The organism is Lacticaseibacillus sp. 53-4 (genome assembly GCF_016861805.1).
GTDB lineage: Bacteria > Bacillota > Bacilli > Lactobacillales > Lactobacillaceae > Lacticaseibacillus.
Map to the genome: position 1 here is coordinate 1 of NZ_BOLT01000025.1, position 25,113 is coordinate 25,113.

At 56.0% G+C, this 25,113-nt stretch carries 29 protein-coding genes, 1 other RNA gene and 1 other annotated feature; of the genes, 10 read left to right on the forward strand and 20 right to left on the reverse strand.

Features of this window, described 5'->3' with window-relative positions; translation table 11 throughout:
* Nucleotides 1-111: 111 nt before the first annotated feature.
* From ffs to JUF21_RS09295, 3 genes are all read right to left on the reverse strand, one after another.
* Nucleotides 112-209: signal recognition particle sRNA small type (ffs, locus tag JUF21_RS09285), an RNA gene on the reverse strand.
* 10 nt (nucleotides 210-219) lie between these two features.
* Entirely contained in the window at nucleotides 220-726 is a 507-nt protein-coding gene (gene tadA / locus JUF21_RS09290; protein WP_203623782.1) for a tRNA adenosine(34) deaminase TadA, read from the reverse strand.
* A 9-nt stretch (nucleotides 727-735) separates the two neighbouring features.
* Complete coding sequence (locus JUF21_RS09295) at nucleotides 736-1,332, reverse strand: class I SAM-dependent methyltransferase (protein WP_203623783.1); 597 nt, start codon at nucleotides 1,330-1,332, stop codon at nucleotides 736-738.
* Nucleotides 1,333-1,604: 272 nt separating this feature from the next.
* Here JUF21_RS09295 and JUF21_RS09300 point away from each other — a divergent pair, with 272 nt between their 5' ends.
* Complete coding sequence (locus tag JUF21_RS09300; RefSeq protein WP_203623784.1) at nucleotides 1,605-2,411, forward strand: hypothetical protein; 807 nt, start codon at nucleotides 1,605-1,607, stop codon at nucleotides 2,409-2,411.
* 87 nt (nucleotides 2,412-2,498) lie between these two features.
* Here JUF21_RS09300 and rplL read toward each other — a convergent pair whose 3' ends face one another.
* The 16 genes from rplL to pplA form a co-directional block, all read right to left on the reverse strand.
* Entirely contained in the window at nucleotides 2,499-2,870 is a 372-nt protein-coding gene (gene rplL, locus JUF21_RS09305) for a 50S ribosomal protein L7/L12 (RefSeq protein ID WP_125755791.1), read from the reverse strand.
* A gap of 61 nt (nucleotides 2,871-2,931) precedes the next feature.
* Nucleotides 2,932-3,438 carry a 50S ribosomal protein L10 gene (gene rplJ, locus JUF21_RS09310; RefSeq protein WP_125755793.1) on the reverse strand — a complete coding sequence of 169 codons (507 nt, stop codon included), beginning with the start codon at nucleotides 3,436-3,438 and terminating at the stop codon, nucleotides 2,932-2,934.
* Nucleotides 3,439-3,470: 32 nt separating this feature from the next.
* Nucleotides 3,471-3,590: a sequence feature (ribosomal protein L10 leader region), on the reverse strand.
* A gap of 96 nt (nucleotides 3,591-3,686) precedes the next feature.
* Nucleotides 3,687-4,346, reverse strand: a complete 660-nt coding sequence (locus JUF21_RS09315) for an ABC transporter permease (protein WP_203623785.1) — start codon at nucleotides 4,344-4,346, stop codon at nucleotides 3,687-3,689.
* Nucleotides 4,346-5,269, reverse strand: a complete 924-nt coding sequence (locus JUF21_RS09320) for an osmoprotectant ABC transporter substrate-binding protein (protein ID WP_203623786.1) — start codon at nucleotides 5,267-5,269, stop codon at nucleotides 4,346-4,348. The genes JUF21_RS09315 and JUF21_RS09320 overlap by 1 nt, the downstream gene beginning before the upstream one ends.
* 2 nt (nucleotides 5,270-5,271) lie before the next feature.
* Nucleotides 5,272-5,907, reverse strand: coding sequence for an ABC transporter permease (locus tag JUF21_RS09325; RefSeq protein WP_203623787.1), 636 nt, complete (start codon nucleotides 5,905-5,907; stop codon nucleotides 5,272-5,274).
* Nucleotides 5,900-7,114, reverse strand: a complete 1,215-nt coding sequence (locus JUF21_RS09330) for a betaine/proline/choline family ABC transporter ATP-binding protein (protein ID WP_203623788.1) — start codon at nucleotides 7,112-7,114, stop codon at nucleotides 5,900-5,902. The genes JUF21_RS09325 and JUF21_RS09330 overlap by 8 nt, the downstream gene beginning before the upstream one ends.
* 180 nt (nucleotides 7,115-7,294) lie before the next feature.
* Nucleotides 7,295-7,984, reverse strand: coding sequence for a 50S ribosomal protein L1 (gene rplA / locus JUF21_RS09335; RefSeq protein WP_125755803.1), 690 nt, complete (start codon nucleotides 7,982-7,984; stop codon nucleotides 7,295-7,297).
* An 89-nt stretch (nucleotides 7,985-8,073) separates the two neighbouring features.
* Nucleotides 8,074-8,499 carry a 50S ribosomal protein L11 gene (gene rplK / locus JUF21_RS09340; RefSeq protein WP_125755805.1) on the reverse strand — a complete coding sequence of 142 codons (426 nt, stop codon included), beginning with the start codon at nucleotides 8,497-8,499 and terminating at the stop codon, nucleotides 8,074-8,076.
* Nucleotides 8,500-8,630: 131 nt separating this feature from the next.
* On the reverse strand, nucleotides 8,631-9,452 hold the full coding sequence (locus tag JUF21_RS09345; RefSeq protein WP_203664212.1) for an alpha/beta hydrolase: 822 nt from the start codon (nucleotides 9,450-9,452) through the stop codon (nucleotides 8,631-8,633).
* 1 nt (nucleotide 9,453) lies between these two features.
* The gene (gene nusG / locus JUF21_RS09350; RefSeq protein WP_125755810.1) at nucleotides 9,454-9,999 is read right to left on the reverse strand and encodes a transcription termination/antitermination protein NusG; all 546 of its coding nucleotides are present in this window, start codon (nucleotides 9,997-9,999) and stop codon (nucleotides 9,454-9,456) included.
* A gap of 100 nt (nucleotides 10,000-10,099) precedes the next feature.
* Nucleotides 10,100-10,270, reverse strand: a complete 171-nt coding sequence (secE, locus tag JUF21_RS09355) for a preprotein translocase subunit SecE (protein WP_203623790.1) — start codon at nucleotides 10,268-10,270, stop codon at nucleotides 10,100-10,102.
* A 12-nt stretch (nucleotides 10,271-10,282) separates the two neighbouring features.
* Nucleotides 10,283-10,432, reverse strand: a complete 150-nt coding sequence (gene rpmG / locus JUF21_RS09360) for a 50S ribosomal protein L33 (RefSeq protein ID WP_125755814.1) — start codon at nucleotides 10,430-10,432, stop codon at nucleotides 10,283-10,285.
* 30 nt (nucleotides 10,433-10,462) lie between these two features.
* Nucleotides 10,463-11,455: a UbiA family prenyltransferase gene (locus JUF21_RS09365; RefSeq protein ID WP_203664215.1), complete on the reverse strand. Its 993-nt coding sequence runs from the start codon at nucleotides 11,453-11,455 to the stop codon at nucleotides 10,463-10,465.
* A complete protein-coding gene (locus JUF21_RS09370) occupies nucleotides 11,452-12,396 on the reverse strand; it encodes a 1,4-dihydroxy-2-naphthoate polyprenyltransferase (RefSeq protein ID WP_203623792.1) in 945 nt (314 codons plus the stop codon). Before JUF21_RS09370 ends, JUF21_RS09365 begins: the two co-directional genes overlap by 4 nt.
* 18 nt (nucleotides 12,397-12,414) lie before the next feature.
* Nucleotides 12,415-13,488 (reverse strand): FAD:protein FMN transferase, encoded by a 1,074-nt coding sequence (locus JUF21_RS09375; protein ID WP_203623793.1) that lies wholly within the window; start codon nucleotides 13,486-13,488, stop codon nucleotides 12,415-12,417.
* Nucleotides 13,489-13,582: 94 nt separating this feature from the next.
* Nucleotides 13,583-14,506 (reverse strand): extracellular electron transfer flavoprotein PplA, encoded by a 924-nt coding sequence (gene pplA, locus JUF21_RS09380; protein WP_125755822.1) that lies wholly within the window; start codon nucleotides 14,504-14,506, stop codon nucleotides 13,583-13,585.
* A gap of 315 nt (nucleotides 14,507-14,821) precedes the next feature.
* On the opposite strand from pplA, the gene JUF21_RS09385 reads away from it, so the two are divergent.
* The 4 genes from JUF21_RS09385 to JUF21_RS09400 all read left to right on the forward strand — a co-directional run bounded on the left by JUF21_RS09385 (nucleotide 14,822) and on the right by JUF21_RS09400 (nucleotide 18,800).
* Entirely contained in the window at nucleotides 14,822-16,720 is a 1,899-nt protein-coding gene (locus JUF21_RS09385; RefSeq protein WP_203623794.1) for an NAD(P)/FAD-dependent oxidoreductase, read from the forward strand.
* A 120-nt stretch (nucleotides 16,721-16,840) separates the two neighbouring features.
* The gene (locus JUF21_RS09390; protein WP_203623795.1) at nucleotides 16,841-17,266 is read left to right on the forward strand and encodes a NusG domain II-containing protein; all 426 of its coding nucleotides are present in this window, start codon (nucleotides 16,841-16,843) and stop codon (nucleotides 17,264-17,266) included.
* Nucleotides 17,263-17,826, forward strand: a complete 564-nt coding sequence (locus JUF21_RS09395) for a Gx transporter family protein (RefSeq protein WP_203623796.1) — start codon at nucleotides 17,263-17,265, stop codon at nucleotides 17,824-17,826. The genes JUF21_RS09390 and JUF21_RS09395 overlap by 4 nt, the downstream gene beginning before the upstream one ends.
* Nucleotides 17,823-18,800, forward strand: coding sequence for a polyprenyl synthetase family protein (locus JUF21_RS09400; protein WP_203623797.1), 978 nt, complete (start codon nucleotides 17,823-17,825; stop codon nucleotides 18,798-18,800). Before JUF21_RS09395 ends, JUF21_RS09400 begins: the two co-directional genes overlap by 4 nt.
* Before the next feature lie 78 nt (nucleotides 18,801-18,878).
* Here JUF21_RS09400 and JUF21_RS09405 read toward each other — a convergent pair whose 3' ends face one another.
* Nucleotides 18,879-19,421, reverse strand: coding sequence for a sigma-70 family RNA polymerase sigma factor (locus JUF21_RS09405; RefSeq protein ID WP_203623798.1), 543 nt, complete (start codon nucleotides 19,419-19,421; stop codon nucleotides 18,879-18,881).
* 461 nt (nucleotides 19,422-19,882) lie between these two features.
* Here JUF21_RS09405 and JUF21_RS09410 point away from each other — a divergent pair, with 461 nt between their 5' ends.
* From JUF21_RS09410 to JUF21_RS09430, 5 genes are read left to right on the forward strand one after another with little or no spacing between them, the layout of a single operon-like run.
* A complete protein-coding gene (locus JUF21_RS09410) occupies nucleotides 19,883-20,698 on the forward strand; it encodes an ABC transporter permease subunit (RefSeq protein WP_203664217.1) in 816 nt (271 codons plus the stop codon).
* Entirely contained in the window at nucleotides 20,691-21,425 is a 735-nt protein-coding gene (locus JUF21_RS09415; protein ID WP_203623800.1) for an ABC transporter ATP-binding protein, read from the forward strand. Before JUF21_RS09410 ends, JUF21_RS09415 begins: the two co-directional genes overlap by 8 nt.
* Complete coding sequence (locus JUF21_RS09420; RefSeq protein ID WP_239061359.1) at nucleotides 21,418-22,602, forward strand: acyltransferase; 1,185 nt, start codon at nucleotides 21,418-21,420, stop codon at nucleotides 22,600-22,602. The genes JUF21_RS09415 and JUF21_RS09420 overlap by 8 nt, the downstream gene beginning before the upstream one ends.
* Complete coding sequence (locus JUF21_RS09425) at nucleotides 22,599-24,128, forward strand: AMP-binding protein (RefSeq protein ID WP_203623802.1); 1,530 nt, start codon at nucleotides 22,599-22,601, stop codon at nucleotides 24,126-24,128. Before JUF21_RS09420 ends, JUF21_RS09425 begins: the two co-directional genes overlap by 4 nt.
* A complete protein-coding gene (locus JUF21_RS09430) occupies nucleotides 24,118-25,089 on the forward strand; it encodes an aliphatic sulfonate ABC transporter substrate-binding protein (protein WP_203623803.1) in 972 nt (323 codons plus the stop codon). The genes JUF21_RS09425 and JUF21_RS09430 overlap by 11 nt, the downstream gene beginning before the upstream one ends.
* Nucleotides 25,090-25,113 lie beyond the last annotated feature (24 nt).

Genomic DNA, 25,113 nt, shown 5'->3' on the forward strand with positions numbered 1-25,113 from the left:
GTATACCTGTATTTTTTTGAGATTTCGAGTAGGTGTATTTGGTGTACTCAAAATCAAGTTCTGTTTCATATAAAAAGGACGCAACCCGCAACGGGTGCGTCCTTGTTTATTTGCTCAAAAACTTAAGGCACATGACAAACGATTCTTAGTGCTGCTTCCTTCCGGACCTGACACAATTCGAAAGGCTGCCATTGCCTCAAGGCCTTTCGGCAAGATTCATTATACCTGTTTCTCTGGGCTTTGGCCAGCCTGCTTGGCCGCTTTCCGCTTCGCCCGGATTCCTTGGAAAAAGGCGACCAGCAGCTCACCGCTGTCGCGGGCGCGCAGCCCGCCGACCACTTGAACCTGGTGGTTAAACCGCGGATCACTCAGCAGATCGACCAGTGACCCGGCCGCCCCGGCCTTGGGGTCCTTGGCGCCGTAAAAACACCGCCGCACTCGGGCGTTGATCATCGCCCCCGCGCACATCGGACAAGGCTCCAGTGTCACGTACAGGTCGCAGTCTTCAAGCCGCCAAGTGTGCAGCGTCATGCAGGCCTCCTGAATCGCGAGGATTTCGGCATGAAGTGTGCTGTCTTGCGCATGTTCGCGCAAATTGTGGCCGCGGCCGATAATTTGGCCATCTTTGACCACTACGGCCCCAATTGGGACCTCACCGATCACGCCGGCGGCCCTAGCCTCGGCCAAAGCAGCTGCCATGAAATCATCCGGAGTTAGTTCAACCATAGTTCCTCCTTACTTGGTTGCGCGCAAAATATAGTAACCATGAGCCATTTTGACCTTTTCTGCGCTGGCAAAGGTCGCCTGCATCAGTTTCAAGGCCGACGGTGCGCCCTGCTTTTTTTGAATGACGCAGTACAGCTGACCGCCGGGTACCAAATGCTCATGTGCGCCGGCAAGGATGGCAGACACAATGGCCTTGCCTGCTCGAATCGGGGGATTGGTGACAATCACCCCAAACTGCCCAGTAATGTGGTCGTAAACCGAGGACTCGACAATCGTCACGTTTGCGATTTTGTTGGCCTCGGCGTTGCGTTTAGCCAAGGCAAGGGCGCGCTCGTTCACGTCCGACATGGTCACCTGCCGGTTCGGATAGTGTTTGGCCAAGGCAAGGCCAATTGGCCCGTAGCCGCAACCGACGTCCAGCAGCGGCCCATCAGGTAGCACCTGATCGACGACCGTCTCAATCAGCGTGCGACTGCCAAAATCAATCGTGCGCTTGGAAAAAACGCCGTTGTCGGAGGTGAACTCCAGCCGGTTGCCGGCTAAATCGTAAGAAAAGGTCTGCTCATCATGCGGCAGATCGGGATCGTTTGTATAGTAATGACTCATGGTGTCTCTCCTTCATTGCCGCCCCAATGGTGCTCGCCCGGTTGATCTGGGCACAAGGTCCACCTACAGTGCGGGCTGCACCTTAGCGGCGGTATTGTTCATATAAAGCGTAACCCCTGGCCGCGATAAAAGCGATACCCATATTCGCAAACCCGCATCGTCATGACTTGAGAAAAACTAATCGCGGCTTCGCCCTTAAGCTAACAATAACATTAAGTCCGTTTACATCGCAGCCGCCAATCCGTACAATTAGACCCATACGGAGGAAAACAATGAAATTATTCAACAAAGTGCTGCCGGGACTGGCGCTCCTGCTGGTTGCCGGCGGCCTCACCGCCTGCAGCCCCCAGGCAAACGACCAAAGTAACACCAAATCTAGCGCCACCAGTAAAAATCTGCCGGGGCCAGCAATCACGGTGCCCACTACCCTTTTTAAATCAAGTGACGGCAAGGTCAAGCTACAGTTCAAGCTGACCAACAACGCCAAATTCACGCTGCGCGACCGCGATGCCAACAATAAGGTGTTGGTCAGCGGTGAAGGCAGCGGCAAGACCACCACGATCAACGGTGCCATCGACGAAGGCGAACTTGACTTAGTGGCCACCCTTCACGGCAAAACGGCGACAAAAACTCTCAGCGTCGTGCCGAGCAGCGGGCCGAGCTCGCGGGTATTGCCCCTCAACAAATTGGGGCTTGCGCCTGACGACAGCTACGGCCTGCGCATCACCCAGGTTACCCATCAACTGAATGCTGAGGGTCAAAACCTCGTGGCAAGCGGTAAGCTGCCAAAGAATCTCAGCGTCCAAATCACGGCAGAGTATGCCAACTTCGCCAATCAGGCAGGCTTTGTCCCGACCCCAAACCAGTTTGAAATCACGGGGCCATTTCTTGCGCCGGCAACCGTCCTGCCCAACCAGCAAGGAACGACTAAGCTCGCGCCTGGCGGCTATGCGAGGACGACTTTCTGGGCCTACTTTGGCAATGCCGGCGTGGTGGTCGGCAAGGGCATCAACTTACAACTGGACTACCGCGGGCCTAACTTGACCGACCCACTGAGCTTTGCCGTTACAACGGAATAAGAATGACGGTCGACCCTCTCCGGTCGGCTATTTTTTTGCAAAAAAATACCGGGCACCCGCAATGGGCACCCGGTATTTGGGCAATCATTACTTGAGGGTAACGGTTGCGCCAACAGCCTCGAGCTGTTCCTTAAGCTTGTTAGCTTCGTCTTCAGTAACGTCTTCCTTGATGTTGGAAGGTGCTGCGTCAACCAAGCCCTTCGCGTCCTTCAGGCCAAGACCTGTGATCGTGCGAACTTCCTTGATAACCTTAACCTTTTCCTGGCCAGCTTCGGTCAGTTCAACGGTGAAGGAATCCTTAGCAGCGCCTGCATCGTCGCCACCAGCGGCACCGGCAGCGGCTACAGGAGCAGCTGCGGAAACGCCAAATTCATCTTCAATTGCTTTAACGAGATCGTTCAGTTCAAGGATGGAAGCATCCTTCAACTGGTCGACAATAGCTTTTGTATCTAAAGCCATGATTGTATCCTCCAGTTTGTATTGTGTTTGATTACGGATCGACTAGGCAGCTTCAGCCACATTATGCAGCTGGTTCTGCGTCCTTGCTGTCGGCAACGGCCTTGACGGCGTATGCGACGTTGCGGACTGGTGCCTGCAGAACAGACAGCAGCATTGACAACATCCCATCGCGGTCTGGCAGCTTGGACAGTTCTGTGATCTGTTCCAGGCTGGCAACCTTGCCTTCAATGATCCCGCCTTTAACAACGAGGTCATCGAACTGCTTCGCGTACTTCGTCATGATGCGGGCAGGGGCAACAGCGTCGTCGTTAGAAAAGGCGATCGCGGTCGGGCCCTTGAACAGATCGTCCAAGCCCTTGTAACCAGTGGCGTCAGCGGCACGGCGAAGATACGTGTTCTTGATGACTTCCATCTTGACCCCGTTATCACGCAATTCCTTACGCACCTGCGTTACTTCATCAACAGTCAAGCCACGGTAGTTCACAACAACAGCGCTTTTAGCAGCCTTGAACTGCTCAACGATGCCATCAACCACCTTAGCCTTCGCAGCGATAATTGATTCACTCATAGATTTTCACCTCCTATAGTTTGGTTGAAGTTTTTTCCAATAAAAAAACTCCATGTCTACCAAGACATAGAGGTATCTAACGAACTGATACCACCTCGGCAGGATATTAAGGCTTGCGCCACCTGAGTCTTAGGCAGAGTGAATTATCACAACGAAAAGCGTATCATGAACCGTCCACAGCGTCAAGAAATACTTCACGCAGGCACCAAAAAGCGCCGGCCGTTTTCACAGCAGGCGCTGGTGATTGTCTAATGGCTCGATTCTTTGGGCTCGAGCCGCCGCTGGACAAAGCCCAGCACCAGGTCGGCAATGATCGCCATCAGCGCTGTTGGCAGCGCGCCGGCGAGGATGATGGCCCCACCGTTGGTTGCGTTTGTCCCGCGAACAATGATGTCGCCAAGCCCGCCGGCGCCGACAAAGGCCCCGATGGCCGTGATGCCAATGGCCACCACCAGTGCGTTGCGGATGCCCGCCATGATCACACTCATCGAAAGCGGCACCTCTACCATGTACAGGCGCTGAAACGAGGTCATCCCCATGCCCTTGGCGGAGTCAATCACCGTGGGGTCGACGCTGACCATGCCGGTGTAGGTATTTTTAATGATCGGCAAAAGCGAGTACAGGAAGACGGTGACGATCACCGTGTTCACCCCCAGCCCCAGCCCCAGCATAATGATCGAAAGCATCGCCAAGCTGGGAATGGTCTGGATCACGTTCGCGATGCCGATGATCGTACTAGACAGCTTGCGGTTGTGGGCGATGAACAGGCCGATCGGGATCCCGATCACAGCCGCGATCAGCACGCCATAAATCGAAATCAGGAAATGGCGCGTAAACTGGCTGAGCACATAGCTGCCGTTGGTCGTCATGTAGTAGAAGAACTGTTGCCACGTATTCATGTTCGCCATCAGTTATCGCCTCCCCGGAAATAATTATGCTTGACCAGAAATTCCCGGGCGACCACCGATGGCTCCTTTAGTTGGTCGTCCACCTGGTAATTGAGTTCCTGCATGGTTTTCATGCTGATTTTTCCGTCCAGCCGGTGCAGCACCGGTGCGAGCTTCGGGTATTTCTTCAGCAGGCTGTCACTCACCACCATCGACGCGTCGTACGGCGGGAAAAAGTGCTTGTCGTCTTTCAGCACCGTGAGGTCATACGAGCGAATTCGCCCGTCTGTCGAATAGCCCAGCACCGTCTGCATCTTACCAGCCTCGACCGCATCGTAAACTAGCCCAATCTGCATCGGGTAGACGCGCTTGAAGTCAAAGCCGTATCCGGTTTTAAAGTCCGCGTAGCCGTCGCCTTTGCGATTCATCCAGGATGAGTCCACGCCAGCTGCCATCGATGGGGCCAGCGGCTTCAACTGACTGATCGTCGAGACGTGATGTTGAGCGGCAAACTGCTTGGTCACCATGAAGGCATAGGTGTCGGCAAAACCATAAGTCGGGAACCAGGTCTGGTGGTACTTTTGCTTAAAGACCCGTTTGACGATCCTGCCGGCTTTTTTCGGGTTCTTTTCCACCGGCAGGTTCAAGGTGCCAGTCAGGTCAGTGCCGGTGTAGCGCGTCGCTGAAATGTCTGCATCCCCGCGCAGCATCGCCTGGTGCGTGACCGTGGTGGAGCCAAGATTGGACACCAGCGTGGTCGGATAGCCCAGCTCGTGGTTGATCAGCTCGGCCAGCATGTTGGCCATCACTGAGCTTTCCGTCGTGCTAAGTGCCGCAATTTTGATGGTCTTTGGGTCACTGCCCGAAATCCCGGGGAACCCGCAACCGGCCAGTGTCAAAACGGCCGTGGCCAGCACCACAAAGAGTTTGGCTAACTTTTTCATGGCTAGGCCTCCTTCCGACTGGTCCGCGGAGTCAGACGCTTCTCCAGTTTACCCAGGAGCCAATCGACCACGAGTGCCAGGATCGTGACGGGAATGGTACCGCCAATGATCAGCGACGGCTGGAACAGGTTCAACCCGCTGAAAATCAGATCACCAAGGCCGCCGGCGCCAATGTATGATGCCAGCGTTGCCCACGCGATCACGTACACCGCGGAAAGGCGGATACCGGCCATGATCACCGGCATCGCCATCGGCAGCTCAACTTGCATAATCGATTGCACGGCCGTCATGCCCATCCCCTTGGCAGAATCCTTGAGGACTGGTGAGACGTCTTCCATGCCGATGTACGTGTTACGCAGGATCGGCAGCAGCGAATAGATGAACAGCGCGACGATCGCCGGCACCCGCCCGATCCCAAACAGCGGAATCATCAGCGCCAGCAGCGCCAGGCTGGGCACCGTCTGCAGCATTGAGGCAATAGCGATGACGACCTTGGCCGTGCGTGGAAAGCGCGTCAAGATCACCCCCAGCGGCACGGCGACGAGAATCCCCAGGCCCAGGGAGATGCCAGAGATGTACAGCTGCTCCCAGGTTTTGACCAACAGCTCCATGCCGTGCTGCGCCAGAAAGTCACCCATTTTGGTCGCCTCCCGCCTGCGGTTCGGCATCAGAGGCTGGTGCCTGCTCACTGTGGTCAGCATTCTCGCCCCAGATGGTGTCATAAACCATATCGACCAGCGCGGCTCGCGTGACAATGCCCTTCAGCTTGTTGTCCTGATCGACGACCGGCACGTACTTGAGGCCGCGCTTGAGGATCCGGTCAACGGAATCGCGCAACAGTGCGGATTCTTGCACGTAAAACAGTTTTTTCTGCATGATGTCGGCCACGGCGGTCGACTTGGCGTACTGGCGCGTCAGCGACTCGATGTCGATAAAGCCTTTGAGGTAGCCGTTGTCGTCAACCACCAGCAGGGTGTCAACGCGCCGGTCGCGCATCAGCTGAATCGCCTCGACCAGCGATTTACCCGGGGTGATCGACACCGGATTCTTGAGCATGATGGCGCCCACCGTGGTGACATCGGCGCGGGCCTGGATCAGCCGCTCCTCACCGATCAGTTCCCGGACAAACGGGGTCGCAGGGTGCTGGAGCAGCTCGGTCGGCGTCGCAGTTTGGATAATGTGGCCGCCATCCATGACCACAATCTTGGTGGCGAGCTTCAGGGCCTCGTCCATGTCATGGGTCACAAACACGACCGTCTTACCCAGCTTCTGCTGCAGATTTTTGACCAGATCCTGCAAACTTTCACGCGTGATCGGGTCCAGAGCGCCAAACGGCTCGTCCATCAGGATCAGATCCTGATTAGCGGCCAGCGCGCGGATTACGCCGATGCGCTGCTGCTGCCCGCCGGAAAGCTCAGCCGGGTAGCGGTCGAGGTAATCGACTGGCAGGTCGACCATTTTGATCAGCTCTTCCGCCTTGGCGCGCCGCTTCTCTTCCGGCCACTTCAGGAGCTTCGGGACTAAGGTAATGTTTTCGTACAGCGTCATGTGCGGCATGAGCCCGATGTTTTGAATCACGTAGCCGATGTGGCGGCGCAGAGCCACCGGATCTTGCTTGTGGATGTCTTGGCCTTTAAACAAAATGGTGCCGCCGGTCGGCTCCAGCATGCGGTTGATCATTCGCATGGTCGTGGTCTTCCCCGAGCCCGAGGTGCCGATCAGGCAGACAAAATCCCCTTGGTCAATGGTCAAAGTGATGTGTTCAACCGCCACATTACCGCCGCGGTATACCTTATTCACGTCCTGATACTGGACGATGGGTCCTGGCTTTTGTTCAGTTGTCATCTTAAACCTCCCGTTTTGCCGATTTATACACACTCACCATATCATGGACATTTAAAATCTGCTGTTTTCAGCGCACAAAACCCCCAGCGTGACACCCTTTGGCCAAAATTTGACAGGAAAAATTTTCAGAAAAAAACACCGGCTTCTCCAAAAGAAGTCGGTGTTGATTGAATTGCTTGTTTAGAATGCCGAAACGTCAACCTTGACCCCAGGGCCGAAGGTTGAAGTCAACGTCAAGCTTTGGATGTAAACACCCTTGGTTGATGCCGGCCGCGCCTTGACGATGGTGTCGTTAAGCGCCTTGAAGTTCTCGATGAGCTTAGCGTCGTCAAACGAAACCTTACCGATCGGGGCGTGGACGATACCCGCCTTGTCGGCACGGTATGCGACCTGCCCAGCCTTGACGTCGTTGACCGCCTTCGCGGTGTCCATCGTCACGGTGCCGGTCTTCGGGTTAGGCATCAAGCCTTTTGGCCCGAGGACCCGGCCCAAACGACCAACTTTGGCCATCATCGGTGGTGTTGCAACAGCAACGTCGAAGTCGAGCCAGCCGTCTTGAACCTTTTTAACCAAGTCGTCAGAACCGACTTCATCGGCACCGGCGTCTTGGGCAGCCTGCGCTTGCGGGCCTTCGGCGAAGACGATGACGCGCTGCGTCTTACCAGTCCCGTTAGGCAGCACAAGAGCGCCACGGATCTGCTGGTCAGCCTGCTTAACATCAATGTTCAGGTTGTATGCCACTTCAACGGTTGCGTCGAACTTGGCAAAATCGATCTTTTTGACCAAAGCAACTGCGTCCTCAGGGGTGTACGCCTTAGTGGCGTCGACCTGCTTAGCAGCGTCTTGGTACTTCTTTGCTTTCTTAGCCATACTGGAATTTTCCTCCTTGCAAATGTGGTCAGCGGGCCGAAGCCCTTCCACTTGATTCATTCAGCTTTCGCTGAAGATCCGGACATGCATTAGCCTTCGACTTCAAAGCCCATGGAACGTGCTGTCCCTTCAACCATGCGCATCGCAGCTTCTACATCTGCGGCGTTAAGGTCTTGCATCTTCGTTTCCGCGATCTGCTTCACTTGGTCCTTGGTAACCTTCGCAACCTTTTTGGTGTTCGGTTCGCCAGAGCCGTGCTCTACGCCAGCGGCCTTCTTCAGAAGAACCGCTGCCGGCGGGGTCTTGGTGACGAAGTCAAAGGAACGATCTTCGTACACGGTGATGACAACTGGAATCAGCATCCCATTTTGGTCTGCGGTCCGCGCGTTGAAATCCTTGGTGAAGCCCATGATATTGATCCCAGCTTGACCCAGAGCAGGGCCAACAGGCGGAGCTGGAGTTGCTTTGCCCCCAGGGATCTGGAGTTTAACAATGTTTGCTACTTTTTTAGCCACGAAACATAACCTCCTTAAGTCCGTGATGTGGTCATGATGGGCAAGGTAATTTTGCCCTCCCACGCGTATGCCAAAACATACTCGACTAAGTTACCATGATTCAGGCTCAAAAGCAAGGACTATCGCACCACTCAGGCCTTGAGCTGCAGCGGCCACAGGAACGTCGCGACGTCTGCGTCGACCAGGCGATTCTCGTGCAGCAAACTGTGGGCCGCCCGCGGCCCGCGGATCACGACTTCGGCATACCGTGCGACGTGGTCTTGCGCCAGATAGCGAATCGAAAGCGCCGAGTTAATGCCCACCGCCCCGTCGTGCTGTGACCCGTTGAATAAATCGCCGGCCACATTCAACCATTGCAAAGTTTCAGGCAGGTCAGCCACATGCGCGCGGAAAAATTCGTACACCGGCGTGGTCTGACTCGGCCCCGCCGGCCCAAGGGGCCAGTTGACGACTTTACCCGGAGTGGCCAGCGCAGTGTCATTGTACGGCGCCGCCAGTGTGACCAGCGCCCGGACCGGCACTGCTGGCCGGCTGACGGTGTAAAGCACCGTCGTGATTCCACCCATCGAGTGGGACACTAAGTTGATTGCAGCAAACGGTGCCTGCTGCTGCAGCGCCGCAATCACCCGCTTCACCCCGATCAGCTGGGCTGCCGGCTGCACCCGTTTATCGGCAAACAGCACTTGAACGGCCACGTGCGGGCCAAACGCCAAGCGCCCACGCAGGTGCACCGAGCCGTTTTGCCGGACCAGGGCGACGACCTGCTTGTCCACCGGCAGCCGCCGCAGCATGTGGCCAAACGTGTAACGCGTGCCAAATTCTCCGGGCACAAACAGCGTGGGTACGCGATCGGCAACGTCAACCTTGCGCTGCCTGTCCGGGTGCCCTAAACCATAAAAATCGAGGGCGAAGGCGATTAACGCCCCACCCCCGATTACAATGAGCCAGATCATCTTAAAGTTTGTCGACCTGGTCGTAGTCCAAGTCGGCGGCGACTTCACGCTCAAACATATTGATGGTCGCCTTCAGCTTTTGTTTGTCCGGGTCGTTGGCGGTGATCTTGCCCTTCATGCCGGCAAACGCACCGGCAATGATGGTGATCGTCTCGCCGACTTCAAAGGACAGCGTGGAGTGTGTGGTGGCCATACCCTGTGAGTGCAAAATGGTCGCCACTTCGTCAGGCATCAGCGGGTTTGGCTTGGAGCCGCCGCCGTGCGAGCCGACAAAGCCGGTAACCCCTGGGGTGTTACGGACAACAAACCAGGATTCGTCGGTCATGACCATTTCGACCAGCACGTAGCCAGGGAAAACCTTCTCCATCTTGACCTTGTCCTTGCCGTCCTTTTTCTCGTGTTCTTCCTCTTCGGGCACAATCACTTGGAAAATGTAGTCTTCCATGTTCATTGAGGTGACCCGAGACTCCAGGTTCGCCTTGACCTTGTTTTCGTAACCAGAGTAGGTGTGCAGCACGTACCAGAGCTTTTCAGCTGATTCAGCCATTGTTTTTCTCCTTTTTGATGACAAATAAAAAACCGTCGCCAAGAGGCTTCGGTTTTTGCGCTGACCCCAGTATACGCCAGAGCAAGTCTTGATATCAAGATTAAAAAATGAACGCCTTCAGGACCAACAGGATGACCCAGTCTGCTAGGGCAAAGTAAGCGGCAAACAGAATCGACGTGATGATGACGGTGGTGGTGTCGCGCCGAGTTTCCTTGGCGGTCGGCCAGGTGACCAGCGACATCTCGTGAATCACACTTTTGATAAACTTCATAACTGCTGCCTCCTACTTCGTCTCGCGGTGCTCAGTCTGGCGCCCGCAATACTTACAATACTTATTTAACACCAGGCGCTGCGTGCGGCGCGGGTTTTCCGGGACGTAATAGTTCCGGTGTCCGCAGACACTGCAGGCCAAGGCGACTTTTTTTACGGACATAATGAGCCCTCCTAGCTTCCAACTATGGTATCAGAAAAGCCCAGGCACTGCAAGGTCGATCAGGATGCACAGAAGCAAGAGTGCTGTTTCGCTGCCGAAGGTCAAAAGCAGGTTGGCCACCGCGGTGTTGAAGGTTTTCGCCTTGTCCTGCACGGCCAGAAAAGCGTCAATGTTGCGACGCACCCGTGGCCACATAAACGCCACCAAGAGCACTGGCACCGGCAGCATCCTCAACCCGACGGCCAGCACGATGGCCAGGTAGGCCGCGGCGGGCAGCCATGGGTAAATGGCCAGCGCTCGCTTTTTCCCAAGGTAGTACGGTAGCGTGAAGCGCTGATTGCGCTGATCCTGCTTCAAATCGCAAATGTTGTCTGCGAACATGATGGTGCCGTCAAGAATGACGATCGGCAGCGCCAGAAAAAAGAGCTCCAGCACCAGCGGCACGTTGCCGCTTAACACAAAGCGGCTGCCAGTCAGCGTCAGCATGATTGGCTGAGGCACAATGTTGACGAACACCGCGATGAACACCGCGCCAAAGCCTTCCACGGTACCGGACAGCAGCTCGCCCGAGGGGATGCGCGACAGTGGCACCGGCCCGAAGGTGTAAAAGATCGCGACGAAAATCGCGGCCCCACCGATCAGAAGCAGGCTGAGATTAGTCCGCCAAACCAACACCAAGCCGGCGCCAACCGCGATTGTCAGGAAGAGCCCCATCAAGGCCAAAATGCGATGCGGAGCTAAATGCTCGCGGCCGATAATGTTTTGCGTCTGCCGGTAGTGCTCGTCTTTCGCCTTGTAATAGTCCTGCACGTTGTTAAACCCGGTCACAAATAAGGCAATACTCATCTGGCCGACAAAGTACACCAGCAAATTCACCCAGTTAAACTGGTGAAACCCCCACCAGGCGTACAAGATACCGAACAGGTACGGCAAGAAGCTGCACAGCTTGGCCGGCAGGCGAATCAGCTCGAAGAACAGCGGCCAGGTCAGTGGCCGAAACGATTGGTGTGTGCTCTCCTTCATCGGCTCACCCCCAAACTGGCGACTAGCCCCAGCATCAGCGCCAGGTTTGCGAGCGTCAGGGTGCGCAGGGCCAGGCTGAAGGTGGTGCGCTTGTCCGGGTGCGCGGTGAAGCGGCGTGCATCGCATACCGCAAGCGGCAGCGGCAGCAGGGCCAGCAGCAGCGGCCACGGCAGCAGGCGCAGGGTAACTGCCACTATGACTGCCGCAAAGCCGACCAGCGCCAGAAACGTGTACAGCCAGGCGGCGTACTTTTTGCCCAAGTACATTGGCAGTGTGATGCGGTGGTTGCGCTCATCTTCGGCCAAATCGGACATGTTGTTGGCCAGCATGACATTTGCAATCGTGGCCATCGGGGTCACGCACACCAGCCCCAGGGTCAACAGCGCCAGCCAGTTGCCAGTCAGACTCAGCGTCGGCCAGGCCAGTTTCAGGTTCAGCAGTGCCTGGGCATCGACGTTGATATAAGTGGCGATAAACGGGATCCCCAGCCCCATGGTGAGCCCGGAAAATACCTCCCCCAACGGCAGACGAGACAGCGGCAGCGGCCCGAACGTGTAGAAAATGCCAATGGCAAAGCACACCGCCCCGACCAGCAGCAACAGCCAATCCGTGCGGGCACTCAACACCAGCCCCAGCCCGGCGGCGACGGCCAGCAGCGCAATCACCACCCAGCGCACCAAACCGACCGAAAGTTGGGCAGTGCCAATGATGTTGACCGTGCGGCGGTACTGTTCATCCTTGGCCTTTTGGTAGTCCATCAGGTTGTTCAGGGCCGTGGTCATCATGTCAAACGCCAGCATCGCGACGAAAAACAGCGCCGTGTTCACGCCGTTGAACTGGTGAAAATACACCAGTGCAAACAGCGTGCCGACGCCGAATGGCAAAATGCTGGCGAGCTTGGTGCGAGCTTCAACGAGCGTAAAAAAGTTTTGGACTGACATCAAACTCCCCCAAATCGTTTATTTCAGTGTGGCTAGCTGGTACCCCGAATTCTTTAGCAGTTGAAATTTACCCTTGAGGCCGCTGGAGACGTAAACCTTCTTGTCCTTGGTGATGAAAATGGCCTCGGCATCCTTTTGCTTTTCGATGAAGGCCATGCCGCCGCGCAGGCCCTTGTCAAAGGTCGCAGTGGACAGCGCATCCCCATCGACGGATTTTTTCGTCACGATTGACACGCCCATCAAGTTGTTTTCAAACGGGTAGCCAGTGCGCGGGTTCATCAGGTGCGAGTAGTTGTGGCCATCCACCACCAGGTGCCGCTCGTAGATTCCAGAGGTCACGACGGTGATGTTTGCGCCCGGCACTGTGCCAATCGAAGTGCCGCGCGGCTTCTTGGGGTCTTGAATGCCCACCGTCCACGGCCGGTTGGTGGCCTTCGGGCTGTGACCCATGACGAAAATGTTGCCACCCAAGTCGATGATGGCGGTGTTGACGCCATCTTTTTTGAACACCTTGACCACCTCGTCGGTGATGAAGCCCTTGGCAATTCCGCCCAAATCCAGCTGCATGCCTTTTTGCTTCAGGTAAACGGTCTGTTTGCTGGCGTTCAGCACCACATCCTGGTAATGGACCAGCGGCAGCACCCGGTCGATTTCCGCCTGCGCAGGCTTGCGGGCATCGGGAAAACCGATGTGCCACAGGCTGGTCACCGGCCCGATCGCCAGGTCGAATGCGCCGTTAGAGCGTTCACTATAACTTTTGGCGTACTGGATCAGGCGGAACACATCATCGGACACCCTGACCGGTTTTTCGCCGGCCGCGTTGTTGACCGCGTCGACCTCAGAGCCCTTCTGGTTGACGGTGATCTTCTTGGCCAGCGCCCTGACCCGGGCAAACCCATCATCGACCGCGCCGGCCTTGCCCTTGTTGTAGACGCTGAGCGTAACCACAGTGCCCATCAAAAATTCGGTATCCTGATGCGGCGTCTGGATCACGGCGGCGGGTTTTGGCTTGGGCGCCGCTTGCTGTCCGCAGGCGGCAAGCGGCAGGGCCAGCGCCAGCAGGGCGATGAGTGCCTTCACTCTCTTTTTCATATTAATATCCCTTCACGTTTTCTTCTATTATAACGGCCCAGCCATAAAAAAAGCAGCATCCGCGAGGACACTGCTTTCGCGCTTGATTGAAAAATTATTCGGCGTACACGATGTTAGAAACCTTGATTGGTGTCGTGTTGCCGGCCTGAGCGGCGTTGATCAGCTGTTCAGCGTAAAGGATGAAGGTATCGGAACTTTCAGTCGCGCCGGAAACCACATCGACTTCGGCAGGCTTTTGCGTCTTGACCAAGGCAGCGTTGAGCTTTTCGGTGTATTCCTTAGGGCCGACGTTGTTGACCTTCTTCATGCTCTTCTCGTACTCGGCATCTTGAGTCTTGGACTTGCCGTTCTTGTCCACATTGTCGTACTTGCTTTGCGTGATTTTGCCGCCAGAAACGACGATGGAGAAGACAGTACGGTAGCCGTGAGAGTAATTTTCCTGCTCCAGCGTGTAAGTGCCATCCTGCAACTTCGCCGTGTTTTGAACTTCGATCTTCTTGGTGTTGCCCGCCTGCGCGGCCTGAACCAGCTGCTGGGCGTAGTTCTTGAAGGTCAAACTGGAATCGGTGGCACCAGAAACGACGTCAATGGCGTTGGTGTTCGTCCCGTTCTTCTTAAAGGACTTGTTCAGGGCCGGAATGTATTCCTTAGGACCGACACCAGCTTGCTTCTTCATCGTCTTTTCGTATTCGGTGTCCTTGGTCTTGGACTTGCCGTCCTTGTCCACGTAGTCATAGGTGGTCTTGGTGATCTTGCCATCGGCAACGGTCATGCCCATCTCGACTTTGTAACCGTGGTCGTACCCGGTTTCGGCAAGCGTGTAATCCCCATCTTTAAGCGGCGCCCCAGCGGTTTGCTTTTGCGCCTTCGCGCTGGATGAGGACTTCTTGGCCGTCTTGGAGGTCGTCGTCTTGCTGGACGAGGAATCCTTGCTGCTGGAGTTGCTGCCGCAAGCGGCCAGCGTCAAAGCAGAGACTGCGATGATGGAGATGCTTGCCAAAGTCTTAGATAATTTCATTTTCCGATACCCCTTTTGAAAAATATTAGGAACTTTGTGTTACATTTCACACAAACCAAGTGTAAACACCCGAGTGGCAAAAATCAACAAAAGCCGAACATTTATCAGGTCTTTCTCATTTTGTAGGAATTCGTTTCCATTGTTCTTACCCCACCGCTTTCGTTGTCTCTATGAATTAGGCACCACCCTGATGACCTTCGGTAACCGGTTACCAGCCTTGCGCGAATTCATGGACAACAACCGGGTTTTAAATGTATAATTAGCATTGCAATTTAATTGATTTGCGGAATTATTCACATCTAAGGAGTGTTACCCATGGCGCAAAAAAATATCGTCATCGTGGGGGCCGGGTTTGCGGGCGTCTACGCGACGAAACGATTAGCCAAGCATTTTAAGAAAGACAAGGACGTGACGATCACCCTGATCGACCGCCACTCCTACTTCACTTACATGACGGAACTGCACGAAGTCGCCGCCGATCGCGTCCCGGAAGATGCGATCCAGTACGACCTGCAGCGCTTGTTTGCACGGCGCAAGAACGTCAAGCTGGTCACGGACACGGCGACCACCATCGACCGCGAGAAGAAACTGGTCAAGACCAAGCACGGGGCCTACCCATACGACTACGTGATGCTGGGAATCGGCTCACAACCGAATGACTTCGGCACCCCGGGCGTGAAAGATTACGGCTTTACCCTGGGCTCCTGGGAACACGCCATTGCGTTGAAAAAGCATATCCAAGACGTGGTCCGGCGCGGTGCTGAGGAGCACGATCCAGCAAAGCGCAAGGCGTTGCTTTCCATCGTCGTTGTCGGCTCTGGCTTCACCGGGACCGAAACGATCGGTGAACTGCGCGACTGGCGCGACAGCTTGGCCAAGGAAAACAAGCTTGACCCTAGCGAGATCACGTTCACGCTGATGGAAATGGCGCCGACGATCATGAACATGCTCGACCGCTCGGATGCCAACAAAGCGGAGCGCTATTTGCTTAAAAAAGGCGTCAAGGTCATGAAGAACACCGGTGTGGTTGGCGTTCACGAGGATCACGTCGACCTGAAAGACGGCTCGACCTACCCGACTTCAACATTGATTTGGACGGCCGGCGTCAAGGCGACTGACGAAGCTGCCCAGTTCGGCCTCACCCAGGCGCGTGCCGGCCGCATTGTGGTCAACTCGCACATGGAAAGTCAGGATGACCCGGATGTCTACGTCGTGGGGGATGTTTCGTTCTTCGGCGGCAACTCGGATCGCGGCGAGCCGCAAATCGTGCAAGGTGCCGAAGCTGGTGCCAAAACCGCGCTGACCAACATTGAAAGCAAAATGGCCGGCAAGGCCGGCGACTTGGATTACAAGGCATCCTACTCTGGCTTCATGGTGTCTTTGGGTTCCCGCTACGGCGTGGCCAACCTGATGAACATCTTCCATCTCTCCGGGTTCTTCGCGATGCTGATGAAGCACCTGGTCAATATGCTGTACTTCCTGCAGAACTACTCGGGCTATTACTTCTTCCAGTACATGATGCACGAGTTCTTCCGCACCAAGAACGACCGCAACTTGATGCGCGGCCACCTTTCCCGCCAAGGCAATGTGCTCTGGGCGGTTCCGTCCCGCATTTTCCTGGGCCTGATGTGGCTGGTTGATTGCGCTGGCAAGGTCTCAGGCAAAGAGTCCTGGTTCCTCGACAAGCTGCGCCTGCCGTTTGACTGGCTGCAACCGGCGACGACCAGCGGTGCTTCTGCCGCCGGCGCCGACGCCACCTCTGCTGCTAGTGGTGCGGCCAAGGCCGCAGCGCCAGCCGCCAAAACCGTCTTCTCCCTTTCCTACCAGTATGGGAAGGAACCAATGATGGTTTTTGACAAGATGCCAAACTGGATGTACACGATCACCAAAGCGATGATTCCAAACCAAGACGTCGCCTTCTTCATGCAAAAGTCGATGACGATTATTGAGATTCTGATTGGCCTGGCACTGGTTGCTGGCCTGTTCACCTGGCTGAGCGGCGCGGTGTCTGTCGCCTTCACCATCATCTTCTGCCTGAGCGGCATGTTCTACTGGGTCAACATCTGGATGATTCCAATGGCCATTGCCGTGATGAACGGCTCAGGCCGTGCATTCGGCTTAGACAAGTGGGTCGTCCCTTACCTGCAGAAGACCTTCGGCAAGTGGTGGTACGGCACACCAAAGGCGTTGTACGGCAGCGATACGCCTAAATAGGCGACGTTGCCAGGCCTAAGGGTTCTGGGGTAGACTAAGCCTCGGAACCTTTTTATTTGGCGGAGTCGACTGCGGCCGACTCCGTTGCTTTTTGAAAAACTGACAAAGGAGGCAGCTGGTATGACGCACAATAAGTATCTCAAAATGATTCGCCCAGGCGACATCATCATCATTGTGCTTCTGCTGGCCGCCTCCTTCATCCCATATGTGGTCTTTGCCCGCCAGCAGGCCGCCCAGAGCCAACCAGGCAGCGGCCGGACGCTGACCGCCTACGTCACCCACAATGGCAAGCGCGTGTATCAGATTCAGCTCACTGGCCACCACGGCACCAGCCGTTACCACTACCAAGCAGGCAACGAATACAACGACATCGTGACGACCGGCGATCAGATCCAGATCATCGACGCCAATTGTCCAGACCAAGTCTGTGTGAAAAAAGGCAGGATTTCAAAGCCCGGTCAGACCATCGTGTGCCTACCGCACAAACTGCTGGTCGAGATCAAATCCAGCACCGGCGATAGCGGCGGCGGGATGGTGACAGAATGAAGCCGCGCGTGTATCGGCCGGCGCGCACCCGCCAAGTCATTTACATCGCACTACTTTGCGCCCAGGGCGTCATTATTGGCCTGCTGGAGCGAATGATCCCGTTTCCGTTCGCCTTCGCCCCTGGCGCCAAGCTGGGCCTGGCCAACCTGATCACCATCGTGTCGCTGTACACCATGAGCGTGTCTGACAGCTTCTTGCTGATGCTGCTGCGCCTGCTTTTGACCACGCTGCTCGGGGGGACGCTTTCGACCTTCATGTACAGCGGTGCTGGTGCACTGCTGTCGTGGCTGGGGATGCTGCTGATCAAACAGTTGGGTGACAAACGGGTGTCAATGATCGGCATTTCGGCAGCTGGCGGCATTTTGCACAACGTCGGCCAGCTGCTAGTCGCCTGTCTGATCGCCCAAAGCTGGACCGTGATGCTTTACCTGCCAGTGCTGTCGTTCATGGGCATCCTGGCCGGACTGGCGGTCGGCATTGCCGCAAACTTCCTCTTTGAACACATTGACACGCTGAAACGACTGCGCTTTGACCACACCAAAAAAAGGAGTCAATCATGAAGATCCATGCCATGTGGCAGGATTACCCGGCACTTGCCCCCGACCTGACCGCCACGCTTGATTTGATCGATCAAAACATTCATCCCGATAATCCGGCCGTCGCCAAGGCCCTAGTCCAAATGATCAACGCCGGCGGCAAGCTGCTCCGCCCCGCCTACTGCCTGCTGTTCAGTCAGTTCCACGAAACGGATCACGAGAAAATTATCGCCCTGGCTGCGGCCGTCGAGACGCTGCACACGGCCACGTTAATCCACGATGATGTGATCGACAAAGCACCGGTGCGCCGCGGGACAAAGACGATTGCTGCGCAATTTGGCAACGACGTCGCGGTTTACGCCGGTGACTACCTCTTCGTCGTGTGCTTTCAGCTGATTGCCCATTACGCCTCTGACCTGCGCTCAGTTCAACAGGACTCTGCGTCCATGGAACGCATACTCAATGGTGAAATGGCCCAGATGGCGCGGCGCTTCAACGTGGACATGACCATTGCCGACTACACCGAGCAAGTCACAGGTAAAACTGGACAGTTATTTGCGCTGGCGGCCTTCATCGGGGCCTACGAAAGCGGTCAGTCCCTCCACTTTGCCAAAAAATGTGAAGCCATTGGCCTGAACATTGGCATTGCCTTCCAGCTGATGGACGACATTCTGGATTACACCAGTACCGACGCTGCCATGGGCAAACCCGTTCACGAAGACATCCGCCAAGGGGTGTACTCGGCCCCGCTGATTATGGCGATGGCCGACCACCAGGCCGAGTTCGCCCCGCTGTTGAATAAACGTGCCGCAATGACCGACGCGGATGTGACAAGCGTGCTAGACCTGATCACGCGCTATGACGGGGTCTCCAAGGCGCAGGCTTTGGCCGCGCAGTATACCGACAAGGCAGTGGCCGGTCTGACCAGCCTGCCGGATCAACCGGCCCGGGCGACTTTAATTCGCCTGACCAAACAACTGTTGACTCGGCAAAGCTAACGCCAGTCTGAGTCCCTCGCAAGCCAAACACCCCTTCACTGCGATTCAGTAAGATCGCCGTGAAGGGGTGTTTTTGTGTCAGTTCATCTGGGCCGAGAAATATTGGGTCAACTTCAGCTTACTGCGTTCGATGGCTCGCCGATAAGCGCGTCTGGTGGCCGCATCGGAATTTTCCAGCACCATCTGCAGGCCGCGCCGCTCCAGTGGACTCAGCTGCGCCACGTACTCGCCCAGCTGAGAGCGCAGGACCAAGTTATCTTCGATGCGCTGCCCAGAGGCAAAACTGGGCGGCAAAATCGCCCCGGGATTGGCCATGACCATGGCGTTCGTGTCTGCCGACCGCTTCTGGGCTAAATGCTTGCGCAGCAGCGAATGAATGTGTGACAGCAGCACCATCCGGTAAAACGGGCCAAACTTCGAGCCGGCTGTCCCGTCGTAATGCGAGATCGCCTTGAGCATCGCAATTCTGGCTTCTTGCAGCCAGTCGTCACGGGTGTAATCGCGAATGTAATAAGCCGTGATGATCCGCAGCACCATCGGTTTGTACTGATCGAAGACTTGCTTAAACATTTCCGAATCCGTGGCGGCACCGCGGATCATTTCCAACTCCTCAGGTGTCATATCGACGCCTCCCCCTGATTTTTTAAAAGCGGTTTCATTGTATCAAGGCGTTAACTGATTGCCTATAAAACAGGCGTTTGGCAAAGATTGTGAGAAAATGTTGCGCAATTGTGGGCCCCATCACAACAGACTTTACTGGTTGAATTAGCCAAGTTTGCGAGCGCATTTCACAAAAACATTTTCAATTTTTACATGACCCCTGCGATAAGGTCCCAGTGCGACCAGCCACACAGGGCGTCAGGCTAGGTTTTCACGCGGCGCCATCGCGAGACGGGAACAAGGCATTATTTCTTAACCCGGCTGGCAGCTGTTAAAACGCCGTGCCCAAAGCATTTACATTCATTTTGGGAAGGCTTAAAATGATTTTTATCAGTGCCTACTTAGCTAACTCTTAATATTTTCACATAATATTCAAGTTTCATCGGTAGCCTTGTTTCATCAGGCTTAAGGGGGATACACTCATGGACAAAACGTCCGAGTCGTCCGCGGGAAAACCGCGGTCTTTTCATGTTAACTGGCATAATTTGCTGCCGTGGTTGATTCCAGTCATCCTGATTTTGATCTGGCAGCTGGCCGCAACGGCGGGTTGGGTCAACTCCAAGCTCCTGCCTTCGCCGCTCGCGGTGGTGCAAGACGGTGTACGCCTCTGGCAAACCGGCGAGCTGCCGAAAAACATCAGCATCTCGCTTTACCGCGCCACCACCGGCTTTGTGATTGGGGGCCTGGCCGGCTTTGTTTTGGGCCTCGCCAATGGCTTGTCCAAGATCAGCCGGCTGCTGTTTGATTCCACCATCCAGATGCTGCGCAACATTCCTCATCTGTCCTTGATCCCACTTGTCATCATTCTGCTGGGCATCGGGGAAACAGCCAAAATCTCGCTGGTCACCATCGGCGTCATGTTCCCGATTTACATCAACACCTTCCACGGCATTTCCAGCGTCGATCCCAACCTAATCGAAATGGGCAAGTCGTACGGGTTGACCAAACGTCAGCTGTTCACCAAAATCATTTTTCCTGGGGCCCTGCCGACCATCCTCGTTGGGGTGCGGTACGCCTTAGGGGTGATGTGGACGACATTGATCGTGGCGGAAACCATTTCGTCTAACTCAGGCATTGGCTACATGGCCAGCAACGCCCAGGAATTCATGGACATGGAAACCGTCCTGCTCTGCATCGTGATTTACGCGCTGCTGGGCAAAGTCTCGGATCTGATCGCCAAGGCGCTGGAAGATCTGTGCCTGGACTGGCAAACGAAAGGCGGTGCGGCAAATGACTAAGGCCGTCGTCAAACTTTCTCACATTTACAAACAATACGGCGATAATCATGCGCTGCGCGACGTGTCTTTCGACCTGCAACCCGGCGAGTTTGTCGCCTTGGTCGGGATGTCCGGCGGCGGCAAAAGTACACTGCTGCGCCTGATCGCCCAACTTGAGCAGCCGACCGCAGGCACCATCGAGTACGCCGACGCAAATCTGGTGACCCGCGTGATGTTTCAGGATGGCCGCCTGCTGCCCTGGATGACCACGCTGAACAACGTGTCATTCGCGGCCCATGACGCCAAAGTCCAGGTCCGGGCGAAAAAAACGCTCGCAGCGGTCGGCTTGGCTGGCTTTGAAGAGACCTACCCCACCGAACTGTCCGGTGGCCAAAAGCAGCGCCTGGCGCTGGCCCGTGCACTGATGGCGGATCCGGAGCTGCTGCTGCTCGACGAACCGCTTGGCGCCTTGGACGCCCTGACGCGCCGCAACATGCAGAGTTTCATCACCAAAATCTGCGACGCCAGTCACTTGACCACCCTGCTCATCACCCATGACGTTGACGAGGCGGCCCGTATGGCCAACCGCGTCATCGTGGTCAAAAACGGTCGTGCCGTGTTCGAAACGCCCGGCGCCAAGGGTGAAAGTCCGGAAACCGTGGCCCGCGTGGCCGACAAAGTGCTCAGGGTGATTCTGGCCCCCGACGATGAGACAGACGAGGCAAAGGAAGGTGAACGGCTTGGCTGAAACGGCCCCTAAGAAAAAACGCAAATACCTGTACGAAGTTGATATCATGCGCATCATTTTCATCTTCGGGGTCTTGCTCAACCACACGACGACCGCCTTTACCCACGCGATGACCGATGCGAACGGCTGGGCGCACATGTCGCTGCTTGCGACCCACTTGCTGATCCACTTCACGCGAATGGGCTTCATGTTCATCACGGGGCTCGTGCTGACGCTCAACTACTACCACCGCAACGACTGGCCAACGTTTTTTAAAAAACGTTTCGCCGGCTCCGGCTGGCCATACCTGCTGTGGAACATCATCCTGCTGGTCGCCAGCTGTCTGCTCGGTCTGCCGCCATTTACCTGGCAGACCTTCTGGCCGACATTGACCTCAGCCATTCTGCACGGCGACCAGTTCTATCTGTACTACATTGTGGTTACCTTGCAGTTATATGTCCTGTTCCCCTTCATGGTGCTGCTGTTTAAGAAGGTCAAAAACCACAACGCGATTCTCGCCGTTTCAGCACTGCTGCAGCTGGCCATCGTCACCTTCATCAAGTACCGCTACCAGTTCATGGACCGCTCAAACCTGCCATGGTGGATTGCCTCCTATGGCATCAACGTTTTCACGTATCAGTTCTACTTCATCTTCGGGACGTATGTCTCCCTGCACTACAACGCCGTACTCGCGTGGCTGCGCAAGTGGCACCGCTGGGTCATCGGCATCACCATCGCCATGTCCTTTGGCACGGTGCCGTACTACTTCTGGAATCGCAACGTGCTGGGGTTTGCACACAGCTATGCCGTGTCACCGCACCAACCCTACATGTTTGTTTACGACACCTTCATGATCTTAACGGTGTTCTTCATCGGGTTGAAGTATGCGGACTGGCGCAGGCATGGCATTCCCAAGGGCGTTGAAACCTTCGTCAAAAATGGCTCAAAAGTCTCCTTTGGGATCTATCTGGATCAAACCATTGGCCTGACGATCCTGGGTTATTTGATGCCGTTCCTACACCTCCCTGATTGGGGGTATCTGGTCTTGATCCCGGTCGGCTACGCGCTGGTGCTGGGCATTTCCTTCGCCCTGGCCTGGTTCTTCTACAAGGTGCCGCCGTTTGGTATCCTGATTGGCCGGCCGCAGTGGCACATTTTGAAAAAGAATCGCAAACCTAAAGGAGCAATCGCAAAATGACTCGTGTCAATGACTTACTCGCACAGCAAACTCAGCGCCATGCCAAGGACCCAATCCTGAAGGACCTCTCCTTAGCCCGCTGGTTCACCGGTGCGGACTTGGATCAGGATGTTCAAACACTGCAGCAGGCCTGGCTGGCTGCCGGCCTGGGCCGCGGCGACGTGCTGACCGTATCGCTGGCCAACTCGGCTGCTTATTTCACCATCGATCAAGCCGCCTGGCAACAAGGCATCGCCGTGCACCCTTTGTCACCGACCACCCCAGTGTCTGAGCTGGTGGCCGACCAAACCAGCCACGACTATCAGGCCATGCTCGTTGAACCGGCCATGGCCGAGCAGCTGCACGGCGCGCGCTATCGCAAAACGGCGCTGTCGCTGCTGACTTTTCCCAGCTTAGTGCTGATCACCCTGCCCGCGGAACTGCAGGACGAACCGGACCACAGTGCGCCAAGTGAGGAAGACATCGCCCTGATCATGTCGACTTCCGGCACCACCGGCAAGCCGAAGCGCGTCGGCCTGTCGCAGCGTATTGTGTACAACGCCGCGAGCCACGACGCGCCAAGCAACCGGATGAGCAATCATTCCGTGGCGTTGATCACCATGCCGCTGTTTCACATCAACTCACAGGTGATGGTCGGCCTGGCGATGCGTTACGCCGATGCCAAAATTGTCGTCGTCCCTAAATTTTCTGCCTCGCGTTACTGGGGCTGGATGGCCCAGGACGGCGTGACCTGGACGGCGGTCGTACCGACCATGATCTCGATTTTGCTGCTCAACGACAAGGCTAACGCGGCCTACCAGAAGCTGAAAGACCAGGTGAAGCTCGAATTTGTGCGCTGCTCCTCGTTCGCGCTGCCTGAAGATCAGCTGGTGGAGTTCCAAAACCGCTTCAACACGCGCATTATTGAGGGCTACGGCATGACCGAGGCCTCCAGTCAGTGCACCATCAACCCGTTTGACGCGCCGAAAATTGGCTCAGCCGGCAAGCCGGTCGGCACCGACGTCGCGATCCACCACGCCGATGGCAGCTTTTCTGCCGCTCCGGGCACGGTGGGCGAAATCGCGATTCGCGGTGATCACGTCATCGATGCTTACCTTGATCCGCACCCGGACTCATTCACAGGCGGCTGGTTCTTGACCGGTGATCTGGGTGAGTTCGACGAAGATGGTTACCTGTTCGTCAAGGGCCGCACCAAGGAAATCATTTCCCACGGTGGTGAAAAAGTCGCTCCTGCACATGTCGAAAACGTCCTCGATGAACTGGACTTCATCGCCCAGCTCTGCGTCATCGGGACCCCGGACAAGCTTTACGGCGAAGAAGTGACCGCAGTCGTGGTCTCCACCACGCCTGGCGCCAATGAAGACGCTCAGCGCAAGGCTCTGCTTGAATACGGGCGCACTCACTTGGCCAAGTTTGAGGCCCCGACGCGGGTCATTTTCCTAGACGATTTTCCCCGCAACCAAACCGGCAAGGTCCTGCGCCCACAGCTGAAGCAATGGATCGCGGAGGGACAACATGAAATCTAAACGCCTCAAACTCAGCGTCCTGCTGGTCCTGCTGGCGGCGTGGCTGGCCATCGCCGGCTACGGCTACACGCAGACCCGGCCCAGCAGCAGCGAGAAGAACCAGCTCACGCGCGTGGTGATCGGCTATCAAAAGGCTGATCCGGCAGACATTTCGCGCCAGCATGGCCAGCTGGTCAAAAAAATGAAGAAGGCTGGCTACCAGGTCGTCTTCAAAGAATTCCAAGATGGCGCCGCCCTGATGACCGCCTTGAAGTCCGGCAACATCAACTACGCGCGCCTTGGTGACACGCCGCCGGTTGTCAACCAGGCCAACGGGCTTGACCTCGTCTACATCGGCGCTGGAGCATCCAAGGAGTACGGCACCGGGGTCCTGGTCAAGAAGAACAGCGGCATCAATTCACTGGCTGATCTCAAGGGCAAGCGTATCGCCTACGCCAAGGGAACAGCCGCTCAGTTTGCCATCATCCAGACCCTGGCCAAAGCCGGCCTGTCGCTGAACGACGTCAAGCTCGTCAACATGGATCAAGGCGCGGCCTCAGTGGCCTTTGCCAAGGGCAGTGTCGACGCCTGGGTCACCTGGGATCCCTACACCGCCACCGCGCAGGTCCAGCAAAACGCCAAGCTTTTGACCAACGCCAAGGGCCTGGCGAAAAACCGCGACTTTGTGGTGTCAACGCGCAGTTATGCCACCAAGCACACGGCCATCTCGAAGGACTTGATCAAGTACATGGGGCAAGATATGACCTGGGCCCGCACCCACCACACCCAGCTGATCAATATGCTGAGCAAAACGCTCAAGCTCTCCAAGGCAATCATCAAGCTTGACGTGGAGCGCCGCACCTACTCCATGACGCCGGTCACCGACGCCATCGTCCAGGAGCAGCAGAAGATTGCCGATGTCTTTTATGAACAAGGCCTGATCAAAAAGAAGATTCAGGTCAAAGACGCGCTACTGAAATAACGCCCGCAAAATTGAAGCAAAATG

Bases quoted from the DNA above. Each gene is read 5' to 3' on its own strand.
- tadA (WP_203623782.1), bottom strand. From the start codon at position 726: ATGGTTGAACTAACTCCGGATGATTTCATGGCAGCTGCTTTGGCCGAG.
- JUF21_RS09295 (WP_203623783.1), bottom strand. From the start codon at position 1,332: ATGAGTCATTACTATACAAACGATCCCGATCTGCCGCATGATGAGCAG.
- JUF21_RS09300 (WP_203623784.1), top strand. From the start codon at position 1,605: ATGAAATTATTCAACAAAGTGCTGCCGGGACTGGCGCTCCTGCTGGTT.
- rplL (WP_125755791.1), bottom strand. From the start codon at position 2,870: ATGGCTTTAGATACAAAAGCTATTGTCGACCAGTTGAAGGATGCTTCC.
- rplJ (WP_125755793.1), bottom strand. From the start codon at position 3,438: ATGAGTGAATCAATTATCGCTGCGAAGGCTAAGGTGGTTGATGGCATC.
- JUF21_RS09315 (WP_203623785.1), bottom strand. From the start codon at position 4,346: ATGGCGAACATGAATACGTGGCAACAGTTCTTCTACTACATGACGACC.
- JUF21_RS09320 (WP_203623786.1), bottom strand. From the start codon at position 5,269: ATGAAAAAGTTAGCCAAACTCTTTGTGGTGCTGGCCACGGCCGTTTTG.
- JUF21_RS09325 (WP_203623787.1), bottom strand. From the start codon at position 5,907: ATGGGTGACTTTCTGGCGCAGCACGGCATGGAGCTGTTGGTCAAAACC.
- JUF21_RS09330 (WP_203623788.1), bottom strand. From the start codon at position 7,114: ATGACAACTGAACAAAAGCCAGGACCCATCGTCCAGTATCAGGACGTG.
- rplA (WP_125755803.1), bottom strand. From the start codon at position 7,984: ATGGCTAAGAAAGCAAAGAAGTACCAAGACGCTGCTAAGCAGGTCGAC.
- JUF21_RS09345 (WP_203664212.1), bottom strand. From the start codon at position 9,452: ATGATCTGGCTCATTGTAATCGGGGGTGGGGCGTTAATCGCCTTCGCC.
- nusG (WP_125755810.1), bottom strand. From the start codon at position 9,999: ATGGCTGAATCAGCTGAAAAGCTCTGGTACGTGCTGCACACCTACTCT.
- secE (WP_203623790.1), bottom strand. From the start codon at position 10,270: ATGAAGTTTATCAAAAGTGTGATTCACGAGATGTCGCTGGTCACCTGG.
- rpmG (WP_125755814.1), bottom strand. From the start codon at position 10,432: ATGTCCGTAAAAAAAGTCGCCTTGGCCTGCAGTGTCTGCGGACACCGG.
- JUF21_RS09365 (WP_203664215.1), bottom strand. From the start codon at position 11,455: ATGAAGGAGAGCACACACCAATCGTTTCGGCCACTGACCTGGCCGCTG.
- JUF21_RS09370 (WP_203623792.1), bottom strand. From the start codon at position 12,396: ATGTCAGTCCAAAACTTTTTTACGCTCGTTGAAGCTCGCACCAAGCTC.
- JUF21_RS09375 (WP_203623793.1), bottom strand. From the start codon at position 13,488: ATGAAAAAGAGAGTGAAGGCACTCATCGCCCTGCTGGCGCTGGCCCTG.
- pplA (WP_125755822.1), bottom strand. From the start codon at position 14,506: ATGAAATTATCTAAGACTTTGGCAAGCATCTCCATCATCGCAGTCTCT.
- JUF21_RS09385 (WP_203623794.1), top strand. From the start codon at position 14,822: ATGGCGCAAAAAAATATCGTCATCGTGGGGGCCGGGTTTGCGGGCGTC.
- JUF21_RS09390 (WP_203623795.1), top strand. From the start codon at position 16,841: ATGACGCACAATAAGTATCTCAAAATGATTCGCCCAGGCGACATCATC.
- JUF21_RS09395 (WP_203623796.1), top strand. From the start codon at position 17,263: ATGAAGCCGCGCGTGTATCGGCCGGCGCGCACCCGCCAAGTCATTTAC.
- JUF21_RS09400 (WP_203623797.1), top strand. From the start codon at position 17,823: ATGAAGATCCATGCCATGTGGCAGGATTACCCGGCACTTGCCCCCGAC.
- JUF21_RS09405 (WP_203623798.1), bottom strand. From the start codon at position 19,421: ATGACACCTGAGGAGTTGGAAATGATCCGCGGTGCCGCCACGGATTCG.
- JUF21_RS09410 (WP_203664217.1), top strand. From the start codon at position 19,883: ATGGACAAAACGTCCGAGTCGTCCGCGGGAAAACCGCGGTCTTTTCAT.
- JUF21_RS09415 (WP_203623800.1), top strand. From the start codon at position 20,691: ATGACTAAGGCCGTCGTCAAACTTTCTCACATTTACAAACAATACGGC.
- JUF21_RS09425 (WP_203623802.1), top strand. From the start codon at position 22,599: ATGACTCGTGTCAATGACTTACTCGCACAGCAAACTCAGCGCCATGCC.
- JUF21_RS09430 (WP_203623803.1), top strand. From the start codon at position 24,118: ATGAAATCTAAACGCCTCAAACTCAGCGTCCTGCTGGTCCTGCTGGCG.